Below are 20,855 nucleotides of genomic sequence, written 5' to 3'. Positions count from 1 at the left end.
TTGGGGACTGGGGATTAGGTAAAAATATCCCATAAAATTAAAAGATTGTATATTGCAACGATCTGGAGATAGAGATTTTGAGTATTTATACTTCTATAAAGATAGCTTCAAGCTGCTAAAAGCGGCTTATCAACTAGCAGATAGGTTGCCAAATTTTGAGCGGACAATTTGAACGTTCAATTACGAAGATTGACTCCCCAAATCACAACCAATTGCCAATCAATACATAGGCAGACCAAAAGCTTGGCGCTCTATAGTTGGGATGTTTCAGCAGTTGTAGTTGGGCACGATGAACTGCTTCGGCTTTGGTGATTTTGCCACTCTTGAGTTCTCGATAGAAGGCACTAACAAACATCGCTGTTGATTCATCATCAATTTGCCATAGGGAAGCGATGGTACTACGTGCCCCAGCTCGGACAGCTGCTCCTGCTAGACCAAGTGCTGCACGGCTGTCTCCTGTTGCTGTCTGGCAAGCACTCAAAACCAATAATTCTACTACGGTTTTACTCTGATTGCGGAAGAGAGTATCAAAATCTTTGACATTGATCTGACCATCGAAATCTAATATAAAAGTGTCTTCAAGGCGGGAGCTAAACTGACCGTGGGTTGCCAAATGCACTATGTTGAATGAAGTAGCACCAATTTCACTTTCCAAATTCTTTTTCTTAAAATCTCCATCCAATAGGCTGGTTGTCGAAACTCCTGCTTTAGCAATACCGTCAAATTCAGATTTAATCGCCAGCAATGGTGCAAACTTGGGAAATCCTGGCGGTGGCTGAGTTAGCCCTGCGGTTAGCGCTCTTAGCTGCTGTTTTACCAGCGGTTTCGGGTCGAGGAGTTGTAGACCGACACTCAGGGCGATCGCATATTTCTCTACTAAATATTGTTTACCATCGTAGAGAGCTGCCATTGGTAAATTGCGTAATGGCCCATCTAGGACGAACACTAAAGTATCGACGCGACTTTGTTGCAATTGTGACTCAATGGGTTTAAGTAGCCAGTTGTAAACTTCTTGCGATTGGGTTTGGACGATCTTAGTAGCAGTTGGATTGACAAGATTTCTTCGCAGTTCTATTAAGAGTTTCTCTACTTCTCCTTGGGAAATCTTGGTACTGTAGCTTTGCAGAGGTTGTTGAGGAATTTTGACAATTACCTGGAGTTCGTCACGAAGAATAATTGGATAAAGGATGGCAGCCTTGGAATTATCTTTCTCTACGACTCGATCGAGGGCTACTTTCTGACCTTGCAGACAAGCTTCCTGAAAGAAGTCATCTAATTCGGCTAGTTGGAGTGCTTCAATCCGTTCGCGTGCTTTCTCCAATATTTTTTCATTTGGTTTTCCTTTTTGAGATTGCAGCAGTAACTCTACTGACTGGCGGTAGACGGGTTCTACGCTGTCTCGGAAATCAAATTGCACATCCTGGTTCACTACATCTTTATTAACTACTAAATCTCTGCGGAGAGACTCAAGAGTGTCTACAGCAGCATCATAAGCGGCGATCGCACCATTAATATCTTTTTGTGCCCAAAGCAATCTACCTAACTGCCACTCCAAGCTATAGGTAATTTCTGGTGCATTGCTACTCTGTGCCAAAGCTAATCCTTGCCGGGTTAGGTCTTGCGCTTCTGACCACTGTTTGGTTTCTTCATACAAGCCGCCTAAACTCTTCAGAGCATAAGCTTCTGCCCGTTTGTCTTCTAAACTGCGGGATTGCTGGATGGCACTAGCGAGTAATTTTGCTGAGTCTTTTGTACTTAATCCTGAGTAAAAACTGTGACTTGATGCTTGCAATACACCACTCTTGACTTTTGCTAAACTTTGTGAAAAGTTAACATGAGCGTAAATACTCGCACGGCTGAGGGGGAGTTGCTTGAGGTGGGACTGAATCGACGGCAAAAGAGTTTGAACCTTTGCCCATTCTCTATCTTTAATCAGTAGTCCCAGTTGATTGAGTTGTGCTTGAACTTTTGTGAGGGGTGAGGGAGATACTGCGACTGTTTGTTGATAATAGGCGATCGCCTGTTCCTTTTGGTTTTGTTTACGGGCATTATTCCCCAAGCTGAACAGACTAGCCCCAATATCAGCGCTTGATTGGAGATTTTGAGCAATTATCAAACTTTCTTCTAGGGCTTGGCGTGACTTTTTCAAATCGCCCAATACCAAAAGGGCATCACCGAGCGATCGCAAACTCACTGTCTTTTCTAGAGAATCTGGTTGAGATTTTAACGTCTTACTTATTCGGTCGAGTGTTTTGAACGCTCGCGGGTAAAATCCTTGGGTGCGCCACGCCTGTGCTTGATTGATTAGCGATCGCACCACGCCACTTTGATTATCTGCTTGTTTGTAAATTTCTTCTGTCCGCTGCCAAGTTGCCAAAGCTGCCTCGGACTGTCCCATTGCCAATTGCAGACGACCTTGAATATCTAGTGATTGGGCAAATATTTGCAGATTTTGGTTTTTATCCAGTCCTTGGAGTAAATTTAAGCTTTCTGTAATAGCCTGCTGCGCCTGACTCCATGCACCGAGTTGCTGGTAAGCTAGGGAAAGATTACTCAATGTGGCTGCCAGTGCAAGGCTCTCCCCTTGCTGCTTATATATTTGGACAGCCTGTTGTAACACTTCTACAGCTTTGGCAAATTTGCCATTACTGTATAAAACTTTGCCCTGCTGTAGGAGTGAAGCGGCATCAGTGGGCACAGCCAGCGATGTTAGACTATTTATTGGCAATTGGGATAAAGAATTGATAGAGCTAGGAACTTTTGCTAGCACTGGTGAACCGACAATGCATAGCAAAGCGATCAGGAAGTACAAAGGCAAACGTAAACAGTGAGTTAGTGGAGTCAGCCAGCGCGTCCTTGCCGTTTTCCAACTCCTGCTTTTAAACTTTAGAGAATTCGCGCCAAAAATCCTAGTTGTTTTAGCCATAAGCATGACGAGAGGTAGGTGATAACCAGAAACACATAGGCTAACAGGGTAATGTTACCATTCCCATTCCTCATCAATCTTTGAGCTTCCACAATTTTCTTATTTATGGCGATCGCAGTGAAACTTGATTGGCAAAGTAAATCAACTACATGGGTAGGGGCACATCATGTTGCATTGGTGTCAACTTAACGTAAAAGTCATCCTAGAACCAGCTTTTAGATTGTCTCGTTCCCCTGCTCCGACTGGGAATGCCGTCTTAGAGACTCCGCCTCTCTTGCTGGCGGCAGAGCCGCAATTGAAGTGCATTTCCAGCCCAGAGGCTGGAAACGAGGTTTTAAAGGGATTTGGGCTTAAGTTGATACCAATGAACATGTTGTGCCTCTACGATTATCTCTACCTCATCATGCAATTTGTTGTAGTTAAAAAGCGATCGCGAACCTTAACCAAAAACCCACCGAAATAGTGATGAGTAAAAAGTAAAATTAACTAGGCTTAGACATCAAATCAATTCCAGGAATGAATTCCTCGGCTGAAAATGGGGAGATTCATCAGTACTACTTCTGACTCAGCACTGGCTCAACCCTAACTATTCGCTAACAGCACCAATCATAATAATCCCTCCAATTCTGCAAACTTACGCAAACGCGGTAAACATTGGCGTTGATAAAAACTGCTTAATGTCGGAATTGACAACCCAAATTCCTCAGATAAATCTTTCCAGCTAACTTCTGGGGGTAAGCGTTTGAGAATTAACACCTGACAATTCACATCTGGACGCCCTTTAATGTAAGTACCGCGCAGTTGCTCATCCGAATCTGTCTTCGCCCATATTTCTAAGTCTTCCAAAATCGGAGGTGCTTGGGGGCTAGCCGGTAGATTATCTACAGGATCGATGGTTTCACTTGTTCCACCAGATGTAGACTGACGAATTTTCAGAGGGACTGTTGTGGCTTGTTCTCGGTTCTGCTTAAGGTAAAAGTCTTGTAGTCTCCGTTTTAGGTAAGCATTCAGCCAAGTGATCACACTGCCATAATTGGGATCGTAGATTTGACCTGTCAAACCTTCACAAACATTGCGACAGAAATACAACCAAGTTTGTTGTAGTGCGTCTTGATAGTAGGGAGTAGTTTCCCTCCAGAGTCTACTTGCTGTCAAGCGAATAATTTGCGTGAGCAGCTTCTGACGCTGGGGGCTTCCAGGTTGGTGTCCACAGGCTTCTGTAACTAAGCGGCGTAGCTGTTCATCGAATTGAACCATGACAATCTTGGCGAAGAAAGCAAGAATATCTTAGTATTGCGTATAACAACACCCGAAATAATTACCTTTCGTCAAGATACTGGGGACTGGGGACTGGGGACTGGGAGATTTGAGTATCTGAGGTGGATGACTGAGGCTCTAATTCTCTTTGTCTCCCAATCCCAGTCCCCAATCTCCTCAATACAATCCCAGCCAGGATAGGACATTTTCCCACCAAGAATATCGCAGATTACCTACACTCAATTTCATTTTGTTGCGAATATCTTGGATTTTCCAGTTGGTTAGTTTAGCTAGAGTTTGCGCCTCTTGTTCAAAACGTTTGGGTAAAGACTGCCTATATTCTCTACCAGCCTGACACTTGAGTTCCCCTTGGAACGGATGTTGTAAAACATAGCGTCCTTGGAAAGATTCACTGTTGGCAGTTTGTTGAAATATCAAGTCTTCAGGGAATTTGTCGCGGGTATAGCGAACATGCAATCGAGAGATGAAGACGTTACTTCTAGGAGAGGGACGACGAAAGCTGGGGGATACTGGCACATTACTTGTAGAATTATCATCTAGCCAAAATACACCTGCTTGCTTAAGTTCTTCTGGAGTTAGGGGTTCGGCAGAACAAGGATCGCAACTACCCATATCCCAAGCGTATTCTAAAAAACCAACTTTCCTGTCTTCTTTGGTGTAGATAGTTTGAAACATGGATTTGTAGAATTCACCAAATTCATCTTTGACAAATAAGGGAATGTTCGCGTCGGAGGGAATTTTTACCGTCCGATAGTTAGTGATTTCTGCCTGTCCTTGGGGCGAGAGAATGTAGACAATCAAATCCTGCTCTGTCTTAGCATTGATCATGCCTAAACGAATTGGCAGCATGAATTTAGGCGATTGGTATGAAATTTGTAGTGGACGGAGAAACTGGTAGCCAGATTGCTCGAATTTATCCAAATTGACTTTAGCAACAAAGAATTTCATTGAGGAGCGAATGTAAGGCTGAAGTAACTGTTTCGCACCTCTGGGGATTTTGTAGCCATTGCGTTTAAGCCAAGTTTCCAATCCACCAGATTCTTTCGCACTGAGGATCAAAATGTCGTACTCGCCAACGTTAAAACGTGCTTCAACCGTCACACCCAAACTAGCATCGTCCCTTGCACCCCCCGCTTCACTTCTCGCTGCTGCTGGGGCTGGTGCTGCTGATAACTCTCTTTCGTAAACTGGGGCGCAAGGATCTGGGTCGAAATATTCAACCAATCGCGGCGCACTAAAAGCATCTAGCCGCTCGATAATCTTGGGTTGGGTGACGCGAACTTGCTCTTTTTGCAGCACCGTTGGCACTGGTACTACCATTGCAAAATCTTTGACTTCGCCTTGAAAATCGTTTGCCATTGTCATGATAGTGCGATCGCCATCCCGCGCGATCGCTACCTGAGAAGCTTGGTTATACAGTTTTGTATCAGCTTTGGCTACATAAAATCCACAAAATGCCCAAGCTGCGGGGGCAAAGCATAAAACAGCTACAATAGCTAACAATAATGGTGTTAAAAGTCGAAAAAACTTCATTTTATACCTCTACTTTTTTAGTGCTAGACACTAGAGACGCGATGAATCGCGTCTGTACAAGAGTTAGGAGTGCTGAGTTAGGAGTTTTACCCCTGCTTCTTCATCTTTCTCTTGCCAAGTAAACCTTGGGGCTAACCAGAAAACATCTAGCAAGATGCTCAACGGTGCAAGGGCAAACAGCGCCCAGAAAACTGCTGTGGAAACAAAGAAATAATTTCGCAGGATAAAGGTTAATCCAGCGATGCAGATTGCCCAAACTATACGCCCAATTCGGGAATTGGGAATCGATCGCGGATCTGTAATCATAAATAGGGCGAACAGCAGCAAAGAGCCACTCATCAATCGATGCCAGTAAACATCCCAAGTCCAACCCAGCCAGAAATTGCGAATGGCTTCCAGCAAAGAGTAGGAACCCAAAAAAGCTGCTGTGGTGTCCCAACGACCAATGCGCTGCAAAATCATGCCGCCAGTACCGAGAAATAATAGCCCATACCACCACTCTTCACCCCATTGTCCCGGCGAAACCCAAGCATCGGGGGTGAGAATCAAGGCAGATATGATGCCAAAATTGGCGGGATTGAAGAAATGCTTATTGCCGACTTGGAAGATAAATTTGCTGACAATCGCAAGAACTGCGGCTATTGCCATTGTCGTCCAGTGGTCAGCCCGCAACAGTAAACTGAGTCCCAGTGAGGTAATTAAAGCACTGCGAAAATTTGGGCTTTGTCCTTTGTCATTTGCTAATGACCAATGACCAATACTTCGGCTTACCTCGGCTCCGCTCGGCACGAGTCGCTCAGTACAAGTGACTAATGACAATATCAATTGAGTTGCTAGACTTGTGGCGATCGCTACCCCAATCAACTCTGGTCGCAGCGTCCAATCTCGTGTACCGATTCCCAAGACTAGGAATAAGCCCAGAAATAAAATCTGATAATCTCGTATATCTTTTAGCAGCATTAACCCTTAATTCAGGGATTACCCTTAGATTTCTCATCAATCTAGACGAGTAATAGCTCAAATAGTATTGCTGTTACAAATTTTGTTACAAAGTAGATAAACGCAAAATGCAACTAGCTCCCCTCTTCCCAATTTTCTACCGCATTCTCCAGCCGAGTTTTCCCAACTGCCTTTGGGGTGGGAATCCCGATACTAAAGCGATCGCACTCACATTTGATGATGGGCCACATCCGCAATACACGCCCGAAGTCTTGGCTGTATTAGATCGTTACAAGATTACAGCGAGTTTTTTTTGGTTGGGTGTTTGCGTCAACCGTTCACCAGCCATTGCTAAAGCCGTTAGCGATCGCGGACACTGGATTGGATTGCATGGCTACGATCATCGCTCTTTTCCCATGCTTTCCCCAAATGACCTGAAGGACAGTTTAGAAAAAACCCAAGCTGCCATTTATAATGCCTGCAACCTGCAACCTCAACAAGTGCGAGATGTCCGTCCCCCCAATGGTTTCTTTACACCTGCTACTTTAAATTTTTTTTCTCAGTGGAATTACCGCCCAGTTATGTGGAGCGTTGTACCCGAAGACTGGGTGCGACCAGGTGTCACCACCGTGGTACAGCGAATTATGCAGCAGGTGAAAAATGGTTCAATAATTGTTTTGCATGATGGTGCTTGCGGTGGACAAGATGTTGCTGCCACAATTCAAATTCTCATTCCACAACTGCTACAACAAGGTTATGAGTTTGTGACTGTTAATACTCTGTGGCAGCAAGCTCAGGCTAACTAAAGGATTAGCCTGTCAAGTTAAATAAAAATCTGGTACTGGTGTGTTTAGTACTCAAAGTTAGCGATCGCTTATTTACATATTTTGCATAATTTGGCAAATATTTATCTGCGATTACGACATTGTAGTGGATAGCGCTTCCCCCGCCATGTCGTCCAACCATCTGCTATTTTAGTACTGCTGTTGTATTTGAGATACCAGTTATCTTGTTCTGCACCTAAATAACGAATACCTAAATCCTGTTTTTGTCTGCTGGAAAAACGTTTTCCTAGAGGAACCCACGGACTACCGTTATCACTAAACCGCCCGACAAGACGGACACCAGAAGTAGTAGAGCAAACATCACCGTTACAACTAGTTTGTGGATCATCGACTACTTTCCACTGCATTGTCGCTGGTCTACCGTCAATATTACAATCCCAGAGACCAAAGAACCACTCACCAGCAATTTGACTGGCTTTAACATGACTAGATGCCAATACCAAACTTGCAGGAACAATCGCCAAACCCAAAAGCCATTTTGTGATGTTTTTCATAATACTTCACCAATTCCTTAAGCTAATCTAAACTTTTTATTCACTTATACTTTCTATTCACTTATAGATATCAGTATTACTGTTTATGCAGATAATAAAAGTGTAAAGATTTAATATTTTTTGCGCATAGACTGCGACACCTTCCTGTTTGTGCAACTGAACGGATTAATCAATTACAAACGGGTGAACTGTTGCAGATTTTAAGGAAAGTGAGGTACACAACTATAGCGGTTCTCGGCCCTTGTGAGGTATAAGAACCCCACCCCCAACCCCCTCCCCGCAAGCGAAGAGGGGGCTAAGATGTACCTCATGTGATTAGGAAACGCTATATTTGTCTGTTACCCAGGTATAAAGCGTGTTTTACTACTGAATTCTGCTGTATTTAACTAACGAATTTTAAAATCTATCTGACCTGAGTGCATTGCTCTTATACACTGAGGATAATTGAAAACTTCTAAAAGTAAAAATTGAGTGCATTAACCTAATACCAAAACTTCTCCAACTGCGTTTATTGTTGAATATGACCGCAGAATGGCATGAAGATTTTCGTCCATTTTCTAGCCAGGAGTATCAGCCTTTGGTGGCTGATATCCCAGTGGCTTATGCTAGTTTCTAGAGTTGATGTGCGGCGAGAAAAGCTTCGACTTCAGCAGCAGTAGGTTGAGAAGCGATCGCACCTGCTTTAATAGTAGTCAGTGCCCCAACAGCACTGGCATAAGTGACAATGCGTTTTGCTGTTTCTGCATCCCGTAAGCTGTGGATACCATACTGACTCAGTTGGTAGATGAATCCTGCTAAAAAGCTATCTCCTGCACCAGTTGTATCAACTACAGGGATGGAAAAGGAGGGTAATTTGCCTTCGTTCTCACCCAGACAATAAGTGCAGCCGTTTTCCCCATCTGTCACCAGTACCCCCTCAATCGAAGCTAGACGATAAGTAATGGCTCCGGGATCTGCGGTTTCAAATAGCCATTCAGCTTCTTCTTTGGAGAGTTTGAGGAAATCGACTCGCTTAACTAATTCTGGAATTTTTTGATGGGCAATGTTTGGCTCTTTCCAAAATACAGGACGCCAATTGACATCCAGCACAATTTTTAAGTCGTAATGTTCTGCTAACTCTAGAGCGCGGTTTATTGCCGCTTCACTTTCAGGATAGGCTAATTCCAAAGTACCCAAAACTAGAAAATCTGCCTGTTGAAACAGCGAATCTGACAATTGTTTAGCTTGCAGGCGAGTATCGGCAAATTCTGCGGTATCGTACTGACCAAATCCGGCAAAGGTGCGATCGCCAGCCAGATCCCGTGTAACATAAACTTGCCGCGTTGGTGCTGTGGGATGGCGTTGTACTCCCGTAGTCTCTACACCTACATCTTGTAATAGCTTGACCAGTGCATTTCCTGGCTCATCTTCGCCAACAGCTCCGATAAATCCTGCTGACATTCCTAGCTTGACTAAAGCACAGGCTACATTAGCTGGTGCCCCTCCTGGATAGGGAGTCCAAGATTTCACTTCTTCCAGCTTTAGCCCTAATTGATCGGCTAAACAATCAAACAAAATTTCACCAAGGCACAAAACACGGGGATTGCTCATCTCATTTTCAATTTTAGATTTCGATTTGGGATTAGGAATTTACAGTATAAAATCTACAATAGTTTTTGCTAATCTGTCGCCAGTCCTTCATAGAATGAAATAGCAATTTTTACTACTCCTATAGCATATATATGCTTCTCATACTCGCTTCTTCTAACTAAGTGCTTAGATAATATATTTGTCAAAATAAGCTATATTTACTACATAAAGCTTCGCGTAGTTTATATTTTTGGTAACTTGAAATCCAAAGAAAATATTGACAATCATATTACTGCTAACACTTGAAACCCCTACCAAGAAAAGAATCTTCTAGAATTAGAAAGAGCGATTAAGTACATATACCAAGAGAGGATAGAAATAGTCATGGCTGGTGGCAAGTCTGAGACCCCCGTTAGTCTGTCAGACAGAGAACTGCAAATTATCGACCTAGTGGCCGCTGGCTTAACTAACCAAGAGATTGCAGGAAAACTGGAGATTAGCAAGCGTACAGTTGATAACCATATCAGTAATATTCTCACCAAGACTGAGACAGATAATCGAGTAGCTCTTGTCCGCTGGGCTTTACAGTGGGGCAAAGTCTGTTTGAATGATGTCAATTGCTGTACTCTACCGAACCAGAACGAATGAACAATTTACTAGTAGAAGCGTAATTGCTTTGGTCTAGTAAATTACAAGCCAATTTTGAGTTTTACTGATTGTTCCCCTTTTTACGCCTAAGTTTTCAGTGTGAACACTCTACCAAAAGTTCCGAGTCCATCACTCAGCCGGAGTTTATGTTAGTGGAGCCAGCTGACCCTCGGACTCGGAAACTATCAAAGATTAGAATTCTTTTGCAAATTGACTGGGGATTGGGGGCTGGGGATAAGGGGTAATGGGGACTGGGATGGGAGAACAATCTACAATGCCCCATGCCCCAGCTAAACAATCATCTACAAAAATTAGCAACAATTTCAGTGGTGCAAGCGTTACATTTGAAAGAAATCTATGTTGCCCCATCGGCTTTGGGAGTAGTGTACCAATGAATACTTCCGCTTCTTTTCAGGGTAGCTCGTCTCCCTTTGAATTTTTTAACTTTGATTTTACGATACCTGTATCTGAGAAGGTTCCAAGTCTGGAAGAGCAATCTTCAGATTTTCCGCAAACCACACAAGATGCCGACTTACTCAGACAGCTATCGTTTATTCCAGGGTTGAAAGAAATTTTGATGCTGCGGCAGGTTCACGCTTTAGAACATGCTACTGTTTGGGTTCTTAGCGAATCAAAAAGCGCCTATTCTGCCCCAGCAGAATCTACTAATGTTCAATTAGATAATGAACTATTAGGCGGTTTATCTACTGAGCAGGGATTCTACCTTTATGGTGAGGTAAATATTAGTGATTTGCGGCGTGCAGTCACACTTGCTCGACATCGCATCACCAGTGGGGAATGGGATTTGGCCGTACATCCCCGTTGTGGCACAAATTTATCAGTAGCAATGCTCTTAACGGCTGGACTAGCTGTCGGTGTGCATCTATTGCTACCATTTCGACCAACCGAGCAACTTATAGGTTTGGGGTTAGCAGCAACGACGGCCGCGGAACTCGCACCTGATTTAGGTTATATGGCACAGCGTTACCTAACAACTGCCATTCCTTTTAACCTAGCAATTGAAAATATTACCCGTACACGCGATGTTTGGGGGCGTGAGGCACATTTTGTTAAAGTAGGCTGGCAAGAATGAAGAGAGCAAGAAGATATGAGGAGGACAAAATAAAATTTTCTCCCCCATCTCTCCACACTTCCTACTTCCTACTCCCATAAAAAAATTATGAGAAAACTTTACTTCTTACTTCCCGGTACAGATAGCAAATTTGCCTGTGGTGGTCTTTGGGCTGAGTTAAAAGCACTTAATCTGGCTCAGAATTTCTGTAGTGCTGAAGTTGTAACTTACCGTCAACGGGAAAAAGATAAGCTTTTTATTGATGATTTACTAAAAGAGAAAAATTTAAATGATGTAATTTTTGTGATCAGTTGGGGATTTGATATAGCTCAACTCGTGGCTAAACTTAAGCAATATAATGTCGTTTACCATGCACATAGCGCAGGTTATTCATTTAGGCTACCTGCAAGTATTCCAATCATGACTGTTAGCCGCTATACAATGGGATATTGGGGAGAAAAATCACCCAATTCTCTGATTTATTATTTGCCCAATCAAATTTCTGATGAGTTTCAAAATTTAGGTTTGGAACGGGATATTGATGTTTTAGTTCAAGCTCGGAAGTCTTCGGAATATTTAATTAAAGAATTGATTCCGGCGTTGCAAAAACGTTGTAAAGTATTGGTTGTTGACTCTTATGTAGAGGATTTACCCGGACTATTCAACCGAGCGAAGGTTTACCTCTATGATTCGGCTGAGTACTGGGCACAACAGCGTGTTAGTGAAGGATTTGGTCTACAACCAATGGAAGCTCTTGCTTGTGGCTGTCAAGTATTTTCTAGTGTCAACGGTGGACTAGCTGATTACTTAGACCCTGGATTTAATTGTTATAAAATTGCTGGATATTCTCAAGAGTATGATGTGCAACGTATTGTGAAAGTGATTGAATCTTCGGTAGTTTTTAGCTTGTCTGAAGATTTTTTGGTTGAGCATCGGACTGAAAACATTATTAAGCGTTTTCAAGTTATTCTGGATGAGTTAAATGAGTTTTTTGATCACAAGATTCAGCAGCCATCTAATATTAAGGATTTTACTAAAATACGGATGGCGAAATTACTTGCTCAGAAGATATATGGGAAGTTGAGGAAGAAATATTTTAAGTAATAGAAACGAACCGCAGAGGCACTGAGAACACAGAGAGAAGAGAGGAAATTGAATGAATCGGCGGTTATTAGTTACTGGGGGTGCGGGGTTTATTGGGGCGAATTTTGTGCATCATTGGTGTCAGGTTTATCCAGGCGATCGCGTGGTGGTGTTAGATGCTCTTACTTATGCAGGGAATCGTCTGAATTTGGCGCTGGTTGAGGGAAAAGAGAATTTTCGGTTTGTGCAGGGAGATATTTGCGATCGCACTATCATAGATGAGCTATTATCAACGGAAAATATTGATACCATCGCTCATTTTGCCGCTGAATCTCATGTCGATCGTTCGATTCTTGGACCGGCTGCTTTTGTGCAAACTAATGTAGTCGGAACTTTCACTCTGCTGGAAGCTTTTCGACAACATTGGGAGGCGAAAGCACAGCCATCTGATTATCGTTTACTGCACGTTTCTACTGATGAAGTCTATGGCAGTTTGGGTGCAGATGATGCAGCTTTTTGTGAAACGACACCCTACGCTCCCAATAGTCCCTATTCAGCTTCCAAAGCGGGTAGCGATCATTTAGTCCGTGCTTATTATCATACTTATCAACTTCCAACTATTATCACAAATTGCTCTAATAATTACGGCCCTTATCAGTTTCCCGAAAAACTAATTCCTCTGATGTGTATCAACACTTTGATCGGGAAACCATTACCTGTTTATGGTGATGGTAAAAATGTACGGGATTGGCTTTATGTGGGCGATCATTGCCGTGCTTTAGATGTAGTAATTAATCATGGTCAACCAGGAGAAACGTACAATATTGGTGGCAACAATGAGGTGGAAAATATTAACCTCGTGCAACTTTTGTGTCAGATGATGGATGAATTAGCACCTGATTTACCAGTATATCCAGCCAAGCAGTTGATTACTTTTGTTAAGGATAGACAAGGACATGACAGGAGATATGCAATTAACGCGAACAAAATTAAAACTCAGCTTGGTTGGACGCCTTCAGTAACAATTGCGGAGGGTTTACGTTTAACAGTTGAATGGTATCTCAATCATCGTGATTGGTGGGAGCCTTTGCTGTCTGCGGAATATCAAGCTTACTATCGCAAAAATTATTTGTAACCCACATTCTGCACCCAATAGTGTCACTAATTTCCCGCACAGCAGCAACGACGCGCAAGGATGCCAACAACGCGCCGGAACCGTTGTATTGTGAATATTCGTGAAATATCTCGGTCAAATAATCGTCGATCTCTTCCGGGTGCTTGCGGAAGTACTCTTCTTCAAATTCATCAAGTCTTCTAAATTTTCTCACGGCTGAGATACTACTTTTTTAATAAAATTATCTGGCTCCGACAGTTTTTGTAGATAATGACTATCCTTGAATATAAGGGAATCAGATCAACGTAAATTGCCAGCAGGTGTTAAGATGCTGCAACCAGAACAGATATTACAAGATCGTTATCAAATCCAGCGTCAACTCGGCAACAATGGAATTCGCCAAACTTGGCAAGCATTGGATTTACAAGGCTCTGATGGCGAAAATTCTATCGTTGTGGTCAAACTTTTGGCCTTTGGGGGTACTGTACAGTGGGATGACCTGAAACTTTTTGAGAGGGAAGCACAAATTCTTAAACAGTTAAATCATCCCCGCATCCCTCGATATATAGATTATTTTTGTATCGACGATCGCACACTCTGGTTTGCCTTAATCCAAGAATATATTCCTGGTGAGTCGCTTAAGGAAAAACTTGCAGTTGGCAAAAGGTTTAGTGAAAAGCGAGCGAGAAAAATTGCTGTTGAGGTTTTAAATATTCTCACCTATCTACATGAATTGAATCCAGGAGTGTTGCATAGAGATATTAAACCGAGTAATTTAATCTGGGGCGACGATAATCAGATTTATTTAGTTGATTTTGGCGCAGTTCAAGATAAAGCGGCAAGAGAAGGCGTTACTTTTACCGTTGTCGGTACTTATGGTTATGCCCCAATGGAACAATTTGGTGGTAGAGCTGTTGCGGCTTCAGACTTATATGCATTAGGAGCGACTTTAATTCATTTGCTCACTGGAACTTCCCCCTCTGATTTGCCCCAGCAGGATTTGCGATTGCAATTTACAGATCGAGTTAACCTCAGCCCCAGTTTTGTCAGTTGGCTACAAAAGTTGATAGAACCCGCTCCCGAACAAAGATTTACTAGTGCAAGCATTGCGCTGAATGCTCTCAAATCGGGACTGACTGTCAAATCTGCAAACAATAATCAGCTTTTGCCGCTAAAAGAAATCATCAACAATTCTGGATGCGGCATAAGTAATCAGAATGAAACAGTCCCAGAGGAAATTCTCGGTTGGAATTGGGGCGCTTTTCTGATGCCTTGGTTGTGGATGTGGCCGAATCAGGTATGGTATGGGCTATTCTGTTTTGTACCACACGGTTGGTGGTTAATGGCGATCGCACTCGGTGCAAAAGGTAATGAATGGGCTTGGAAAAGTAGGCAGTGGCGCAGTATTGAACAATTCAAAGCGCATCAGAGAGGCTGGGCGATCGCTGGTATTCTACTTGGAGCGCCTATTAGTATTATGTTGTGGGTTCGAGCGATCGCTTTACTCAAATCTGCACTGTAAGGCAGTCTTTTGGGTAAATATTAAGGGAGAGTTTTTTAGGCAGATAAGTACAAGGGAAGGGTTCAACAAATGGTTCAAATTCTTCAAGGAAAAGATATCACCCTAGCCCAACTGATTGATGAATTTGGTCTACAACTTGCAGACGACGAAGATTTTTTTTCAGAATGGCGGCATGATTTACCTAAGTTGAGTGACTTAGAAAAGCAATCTCTCAACGAAGTCAAGACAGAATATTTGCATCTATCGAAATATCCTATTTTAGAACCTGTAGTCAAAATGGTGGTGCTATCTCCACTATTGCGTCTAGCAGGTTTTTATCAACCGCCTTTCTACATTGCTTCAGAACAAGAGGTAAAAATTTCTTCTGAAGACGAAGGCACGATTATCAGAGGACGTATTGACATCTTGGTGTTCCATCCTCCATTTTGGGTTTTGGTTATTGAGGCAAAACGAGCAGATTATTCGTTAGTGCCAGCAATTTCACAAGCATTGGCTTATATGTTGGCAGATGCAACTTCAGCTAAACCTGTTTTTGGCTTTATCACCAATGGTAATGAATTTAGATTTATCAAACTGCTAAAAACTGAAACTCCACAATATTCTCTATCTGATTTGTTTGCTTTAGATAGTCGTGATGACATATATATTGTCCTGAAAGTGTTAAAGCACCTAGCTCATTTAATTCGTAATTCGTAATCTTGTACGGTGCGTTATGCCCTTGGCTAACGCACCATCGTAAATGTAATACGGTTCGGTTAAGCCTAAAAAAATGTGTTGTTGAGTAACAAAATCCTACTTTTTAGGGGGTTTGTTGGGTAACGCGTTGCCTCAACCAAGCTACAAATATTCTTAACGATACAAAACCTGTCCCTCTCCGACTCGGAGAGGGACAGACTTGAACTTTAGTTCAAGGCAGGGAGAGGTTCGTCGAACTCACGTTAAGTTAACTACCCTACCAACTCCATTTCTAACTACTAACTTGCGATTCAACTACACCCACAGGACAAGAAACATTTGTCCCCCCTAAACCACAATACCCGTTGGGATTTTTAGCTAGGTATTGCTGATGGTAAGCTTCAGCGTAGTAGAATTCCGGCGCATCCAAGATTTCTGTAGTAATCTTGCCATAACCTGCGCTGTTGAGGGCTTGCTGATAAGCTTCCCGCGATGCTTCTGCTAGCTGCTTTTGATTTTCGGAATATACATAAATTCCCGAACGGTATTGAGTGCCAGCATCATTACCTTGGCGCATCCCTTGGGTGGGATTGTGGCTTTCCCAAAAGACTTTGAGCAGTTCGGCATAACTAATCACTTTGGGATCGAATACAACCAACACCACTTCATTGTGACCGGTTCGCCCACTACATACCTCTTCATAAGTGGGGTTGGGTGTTAAACCAGCAGCGTAACCGACTGCGGTGGTGTAAACTCCTTTAAGTTGCCAGAATTTGCGTTCTGCACCCCAAAAACAGCCCAAGCCAAAGATTACCTTCTCCAATCCATCGGGAAAAGGAGGTTTTAAGGGATTTTTGTTGACATAATGAGCGGCGGGTACTGACATAGATTGTGCCCTTCCTGACAAAGCTTCTTCAGGTGTGGGCATAACTGACTTTTTGCCAAATCCGAATAGTGCCATTGATTTTGACTCTGAATATATATCTTTACCTTACTTACTATTTTAACGCTGTAAAGATTCTGGCATCGCTTGGGGTTTTCTCAGAGTCTCTCTGCAAAGTGTTGACCTTTACAGAAACAATCCTGAAATCAAGCTCTTTCCTTGAGCGCCTGTTTAGCAAACCTACTAACCCTGCCTTGCGAATCATTGCTTAACCGCTCCAAAATTGAAATCGGTGTATTGATATTTATGGCTACATTTGCCCGAATACTGTAGTCGGCATGAACTGCTAATTGTTCTAGCAAATAGACGGGGGTATTGGGATGAGCAGCGATAGCGCCTAGACCACTAATCGTATTTGCATGTTGCGTTTGGTTGATTTTTAGATAAAGCTTCTCCAGCCCATCTGAGGGTGTATTGGGGTTTTTAGCGAGATTTCTGAAAAAATCAATGCTTACAAATTTAGCTTGATAGTCTATAAGTGCAAGCAGCATAGTGGGTGGTGTTTTCAAAGACAATGCGATCGCCCTTACTACATCAGGCTCATTCATCTGCAACAGATTTTCTAACACTTTTGGAGTGATGTCAGAACGTCTCACCAATTCAAGCGCACTTTGTTTATAGAAGATTTGATTCGATGACGAGACTCCCTGATGTTGCTTAACCAAGAACTCTGCAAAAAACTCTAGAACGGTAGAGGTTGCATTGGGATGGTTTGCGGCTTTGAAGGGTACATATTGATTGAAGGGTACATATTCATCATCCTGCGCGAGCTTTTCTAAAACCTTTGCAGGGGTTGAGGGATGGGTAGCAACCAATCGCCGGACAGAGACTCGTCGATCGCTGGCTAATCGCTCTAGCAAGTCGATGGATGTTCCAGGTTTTCCCTCGATAAAATTGATGATGGCGATCGCAGTTTCTGAAACATTTGGATGGTTCTTGACCAGATCGCGAATTTCTTTTTCATTTTCTCCCGCTAGTTTTTCCAATATTGCGCTTGGTGCTTGAGGATTTCGAGCAATTGCTTTATGCATACTTCTCCAATCTGCAAACGTATTGAGCAGGGATAAGGGTGTTTTGGGGTTCTCAGCGATCGCTATTTTGATATTCCAGCTTCCATCCTCGGCTAGTTGAAGCAATAACGATTCAGAAGTATTCAAATTTTGAGCGATCGCGGTAAAAAGTCCATCAAAATCAGATTCATCAGCATTTTCGTGATCGCAGAAAACAGGCGGGCCTTCTACTACAAGTCGTTCCAGGATGTGAAGAGGTGTTTTTGGATTTCCAGCCACAGCACAAAGAATTTCCTTATCCTCGATTTTAGATAACTGAGCGATCGCACTTTCACTAGTTGTTGTGCTACGCGCTAAAGAGAGCCTGACAAAATGGCTCTCAGGATTTTCCAGCAACAAAAGATTGAAAATCGGGTTCGCCGTAATTGCGTCTGGAAACTCCTTACCTAATTTCAGCAACACTTCAGTAGGCGTATTCGGATTTCTAGCTACAGCGTGACGAACTTCCGGCTGAGGATGTAAAGATAGCTTCTCAAGCACTACAACCGAGGTGTCAACAGCCGAGGCTAATGCAAAATCGTTGTCATCAAGCATAGTAAAGATTTTTATAGATATAGAATGAGTTTTCCCAAAATCTAAGGACACTTTTAGATTAGACTTTTACGAAACTTCATCAATATTACGAATACTTTTCAAGAAGAACTTGGTGTTAAAAGCTACTCATGGATAAAATACCGAAAATTGACCGTCAAAGGGAGCATCAAGCGAACGAACGGACATTTCTGGCTTGGCTACGCACTTCTATTGCATTGATTGGCTTTGGTTTTGCGATCGCGCGATTTGGTATATTTCTGCGTCAGTTGAATACTGCTATTACTCAACAAGAACCTCCGGTAAGTCCATTATCTAACTCGGAAAATTTGGGTGTTGCTTTGGTAATTTTTGGTATTTCGACTATTGCCTTAGCTGCGTGGCGATACAACCAAGTTTTCTGGCAAATTGAAGCAGGGAACTATAGACCAAATAGGTTAATGGTTTGGATCATGACCGGAGTAGTAATTATTTTGGGGTTTCTCAGTCTTCCTTTACTCTTAAGGCGCGATAAAGTACCTTCTCGTTCTCCGCTTCCCATTCAACCACAGTCCCGAAATTTGCATTAAATACAGCAGGAGTCAGAATTCAGGAGTCAGAATACACTTTTTATACAGACGCATTTTTTGTAACTTTTTTGCCGTTCCTCAATCAATCTTAGGGTAGGCGTAGCCCAACCCAGCCCGGATTTCTCACGCATAGAAAGTGTGGGGAGTGTGGGGAGTGTGGGGGGTAAGACTTCTTCCCCATCCTCCCACACCTCCCACACCTCCCACACCTCCCACACCTCCCACACCTCCCACACCTCCCACACCTCCCACACCCCTTGGATTTATCGCACTTCATATCTAGCAAGCTTTTAGACTTTTTGTAATCGTCGCTTTCAGCTTGAGCTGAATCGTCATACACTGATTTTGAACTAATGAAAGCGGTTGCCCTCAAAGAAACGATGAGCGAAAGTAAGATATCAGAGATATTAGAAACCTTCGAGGCAGACTTGCTGTCGGAGTGGACTCAAGAACTAGCCACTGTGAATATTCGGAGAGGCTTGATTAAAGAAGCACAGTTAAAGGAGGAGTGCCGGGAATTCCTTAGTTTGTTTCGGATTGCCGTTGGGCGGGGCAACTTTACCAATATTCAGGCAGGGGAGTGGCAGGAAATGCGGGAGCTGCTCAACAGCATTTCTCGATCGCGATCGCAAAATGGTTTCACACCCTCTGAAACGGCTACATTCGTCTTTTCATTCAAGCAACCCCTCTTCAAACAAATGCGTCAGCAATTGCAAGACCCCATTGAGTTGGGTGAAAATATCTGGTTAGCCACAAACTTACTGGATCAGCTAGGATTGCTGACAGTTGAAGTTTATCAAAAGGCGCGGGAAGAGGTGATTTTGCGGCAGCAGGAAGAGTTGATGGAGCTGTCTACCCCAGTGGTTAAACTCTGGGAGGGAATTTTGGCATTGCCGATTATCGGCACCCTGGATAGTGCCCGGACTCAAATGATGATGGAGTCGTTATTGCAGAAGATTCTCGAAACAGGTTCAGAAATTGCCATCATTGACATTACCGGGGTTCCCACTGTCGATACCCTGACTGCTCAACATCTGCTTAAGACCGTTACCGCCGCGCGTCTCATGGGAGCTGATTGTATGATCAGTGGCATTCGCCCTCAAATTGCCCAAACGATCGTTTATCTCGGCATTGATTTGACAAATGTAGTCACAAAAGCAACCTTAGCCGATGCCTTTCTCACGGCACTAAAACGGTTGGGAACGACCATTACCCGCTCTCAATCCAAATAGCTGGAAGGAAGCAATGGAAAGTATTCCTATACTTAAAATGGGCAATTTTCTACTTGTGACGATCCAGGTAGATATGCACGATCGCCTCGCCATGACGCTACAGGAAGACCTGACCAACCGCATCACTCAAACTCACGCTCACGGTGTCCTGATTGATATTTCGGGGTTAGAGATTGTTGATTCCTTCATTGGTAGGATTTTAGGCAACATTGCCAGAATGTCACGGGTGCTGGATGCTGAGACAGTTGTCGTCGGGATGCAGCCTGCTGTGGCAATCACCCTAGTGGAATTGGGGATGTCACTGACGGGGATTCGCACTGCCTTAAACGTCGAAAAGGGTATGGCATTGTTGCGAGCGTCACTCAATGAAACCACAAATCAAATCACTGCCACTAAATGGCGTGCAGATGACGATGCAGAAGACTGAAACTATCGACATTCAATCTTCTACAGATGTAGTTTTAGTTCGGCAGTCTGTGCGCCAGCTAGCCGTGGAAATTGGCTTTGGCTTAGTAGACCAAACTAAAATTATCACCGCCGCCAGTGAGTTAGCCCGCAATACCCTAGACTACGGAGGAGGCGGCACAGTCAAGCTAGAAACGCTTCAGGAAGGACGACGACGAGGACTCCGGCTGACCTTTGAAGATCGGGGGCCGGGTATTCCCGATATCGATCTGGCGCTAAAGGATGGGTTCACCACGGGCAACGGCTTAGGTATGGGGCTGGGTGGTGCCAAACGACTTGCCAACGAGTTTGAGATTCAGTCTGTGGTGGGAGAAGGGACACGGATAATAATTGTACGATGGAAATAA

At 43.3% G+C, this 20,855-nt stretch carries 21 protein-coding genes; 12 read left to right on the top strand and 9 right to left on the bottom strand.

All coding sequences use genetic code 11. The annotated features are described in order from the left end of the window. Positions 1 to 202 precede the first annotated feature (202 nt). Positions 203 to 2,926 (bottom strand): CHAT domain-containing protein, encoded by a 2,724-nt coding sequence (locus CDG76_RS20135; protein ID WP_442946380.1) that lies wholly within the window; start codon positions 2,924 to 2,926, stop codon positions 203 to 205. Between the two features lie 166 nt (positions 2,927 to 3,092). Here CDG76_RS20135 and CDG76_RS20130 point away from each other — a divergent pair, with 166 nt between their 5' ends. After that, complete coding sequence (locus CDG76_RS20130) at positions 3,093 to 3,389, top strand: hypothetical protein (protein ID WP_094350714.1); 297 nt, start codon at positions 3,093 to 3,095, stop codon at positions 3,387 to 3,389. A 143-nt stretch (positions 3,390 to 3,532) separates the two neighbouring features. Here the strand turns inward: CDG76_RS20130 and CDG76_RS20125 are convergent, their stop codons facing one another. The 3 genes from CDG76_RS20125 to CDG76_RS20115 form a co-directional block, all read right to left on the bottom strand. Continuing rightward, positions 3,533 to 4,183: a hypothetical protein gene (locus CDG76_RS20125; RefSeq protein ID WP_094350713.1), complete on the bottom strand. Its 651-nt coding sequence runs from the start codon at positions 4,181 to 4,183 to the stop codon at positions 3,533 to 3,535. Positions 4,184 to 4,360: 177 nt separating this feature from the next. Next, positions 4,361 to 5,737 (bottom strand): DUF2330 domain-containing protein, encoded by a 1,377-nt coding sequence (locus CDG76_RS20120; RefSeq protein WP_094350712.1) that lies wholly within the window; start codon positions 5,735 to 5,737, stop codon positions 4,361 to 4,363. Between the two features lie 63 nt (positions 5,738 to 5,800). Then, complete coding sequence (locus tag CDG76_RS20115) at positions 5,801 to 6,697, bottom strand: RnfABCDGE type electron transport complex subunit D (protein WP_094350711.1); 897 nt, start codon at positions 6,695 to 6,697, stop codon at positions 5,801 to 5,803. Between the two features lie 107 nt (positions 6,698 to 6,804). Here CDG76_RS20115 and CDG76_RS20110 point away from each other — a divergent pair, with 107 nt between their 5' ends. Beyond that, positions 6,805 to 7,482 (top strand): polysaccharide deacetylase family protein, encoded by a 678-nt coding sequence (locus CDG76_RS20110; protein WP_094350710.1) that lies wholly within the window; start codon positions 6,805 to 6,807, stop codon positions 7,480 to 7,482. A 101-nt stretch (positions 7,483 to 7,583) separates the two neighbouring features. On the opposite strand, the gene CDG76_RS20105 is transcribed toward CDG76_RS20110, so the two are convergent. Further along, positions 7,584 to 8,015, bottom strand: coding sequence for a DUF6006 family protein (locus tag CDG76_RS20105; RefSeq protein ID WP_094350709.1), 432 nt, complete (start codon positions 8,013 to 8,015; stop codon positions 7,584 to 7,586). A gap of 612 nt (positions 8,016 to 8,627) precedes the next feature. Next, positions 8,628 to 9,605: a carbohydrate kinase family protein gene (locus CDG76_RS20100; protein WP_094350708.1), complete on the bottom strand. Its 978-nt coding sequence runs from the start codon at positions 9,603 to 9,605 to the stop codon at positions 8,628 to 8,630. A 363-nt stretch (positions 9,606 to 9,968) separates the two neighbouring features. Here CDG76_RS20100 and CDG76_RS20095 point away from each other — a divergent pair, with 363 nt between their 5' ends. The 6 genes from CDG76_RS20095 (at position 9,969) to CDG76_RS20070 (ending at position 15,719) form a co-directional block, all read left to right on the top strand. Further along, positions 9,969 to 10,232, top strand: coding sequence for a helix-turn-helix domain-containing protein (locus tag CDG76_RS20095; protein ID WP_094350707.1), 264 nt, complete (start codon positions 9,969 to 9,971; stop codon positions 10,230 to 10,232). A 391-nt stretch (positions 10,233 to 10,623) separates the two neighbouring features. Then, a complete protein-coding gene (locus CDG76_RS20090) occupies positions 10,624 to 11,325 on the top strand; it encodes a DUF6391 domain-containing protein (protein ID WP_094351062.1) in 702 nt (233 codons plus the stop codon). Between the two features lie 87 nt (positions 11,326 to 11,412). Continuing rightward, positions 11,413 to 12,408: a glycosyltransferase gene (locus CDG76_RS20085; protein WP_094350706.1), complete on the top strand. Its 996-nt coding sequence runs from the start codon at positions 11,413 to 11,415 to the stop codon at positions 12,406 to 12,408. Between the two features lie 52 nt (positions 12,409 to 12,460). Next, positions 12,461 to 13,522 (top strand): dTDP-glucose 4,6-dehydratase, encoded by a 1,062-nt coding sequence (gene rfbB, locus CDG76_RS20080; protein WP_094350705.1) that lies wholly within the window; start codon positions 12,461 to 12,463, stop codon positions 13,520 to 13,522. A gap of 307 nt (positions 13,523 to 13,829) precedes the next feature. Beyond that, positions 13,830 to 15,023 carry a serine/threonine protein kinase gene (locus CDG76_RS20075; protein WP_094350704.1) on the top strand — a complete coding sequence of 398 codons (1,194 nt, stop codon included), beginning with the start codon at positions 13,830 to 13,832 and terminating at the stop codon, positions 15,021 to 15,023. A gap of 69 nt (positions 15,024 to 15,092) precedes the next feature. Continuing rightward, positions 15,093 to 15,719: a type I restriction enzyme HsdR N-terminal domain-containing protein gene (locus tag CDG76_RS20070; RefSeq protein ID WP_094350703.1), complete on the top strand. Its 627-nt coding sequence runs from the start codon at positions 15,093 to 15,095 to the stop codon at positions 15,717 to 15,719. Positions 15,720 to 15,990: 271 nt separating this feature from the next. On the opposite strand, the gene msrA is transcribed toward CDG76_RS20070, so the two are convergent. Then, positions 15,991 to 16,659 carry a peptide-methionine (S)-S-oxide reductase MsrA gene (msrA, locus tag CDG76_RS20065; RefSeq protein ID WP_094350702.1) on the bottom strand — a complete coding sequence of 223 codons (669 nt, stop codon included), beginning with the start codon at positions 16,657 to 16,659 and terminating at the stop codon, positions 15,991 to 15,993. Between the two features lie 128 nt (positions 16,660 to 16,787). Continuing rightward, entirely contained in the window at positions 16,788 to 18,245 is a 1,458-nt protein-coding gene (locus CDG76_RS20060) for a hypothetical protein (protein ID WP_094350701.1), read from the bottom strand. A gap of 128 nt (positions 18,246 to 18,373) precedes the next feature. Between CDG76_RS20060 and CDG76_RS20055 the strand changes: the two genes are divergently transcribed. Continuing rightward, entirely contained in the window at positions 18,374 to 18,811 is a 438-nt protein-coding gene (locus tag CDG76_RS20055) for a YidH family protein (protein WP_094350700.1), read from the top strand. A 123-nt stretch (positions 18,812 to 18,934) separates the two neighbouring features. Here CDG76_RS20055 and CDG76_RS39155 read toward each other — a convergent pair whose 3' ends face one another. Continuing rightward, positions 18,935 to 19,063, bottom strand: a complete 129-nt coding sequence (locus tag CDG76_RS39155) for a hypothetical protein (protein ID WP_262984346.1) — start codon at positions 19,061 to 19,063, stop codon at positions 18,935 to 18,937. Positions 19,064 to 19,164: 101 nt separating this feature from the next. On the opposite strand from CDG76_RS39155, the gene CDG76_RS20050 reads away from it, so the two are divergent. The 3 genes from CDG76_RS20050 to CDG76_RS20040 are packed head-to-tail and all read left to right on the top strand — an operon-like array spanning position 19,165 to position 20,855. Continuing rightward, complete coding sequence (locus CDG76_RS20050) at positions 19,165 to 20,043, top strand: STAS domain-containing protein (protein ID WP_223265305.1); 879 nt, start codon at positions 19,165 to 19,167, stop codon at positions 20,041 to 20,043. A gap of 13 nt (positions 20,044 to 20,056) precedes the next feature. After that, a complete protein-coding gene (locus tag CDG76_RS20045) occupies positions 20,057 to 20,470 on the top strand; it encodes an STAS domain-containing protein (protein ID WP_094350699.1) in 414 nt (137 codons plus the stop codon). After that, the gene (locus CDG76_RS20040) at positions 20,409 to 20,855 is read left to right on the top strand and encodes an anti-sigma regulatory factor (RefSeq protein WP_223265304.1); all 447 of its coding nucleotides are present in this window, start codon (positions 20,409 to 20,411) and stop codon (positions 20,853 to 20,855) included. Before CDG76_RS20045 ends, CDG76_RS20040 begins: the two co-directional genes overlap by 62 nt.

The organism is Nostoc sp. 'Peltigera membranacea cyanobiont' 210A (genome assembly GCF_002246015.1).
Lineage (GTDB): Bacteria > Cyanobacteriota > Cyanobacteriia > Cyanobacteriales > Nostocaceae > Nostoc.
Note: the sequence above shows the minus strand (reverse complement) of the source record. Positions and strands in the feature narration are given on the sequence as shown.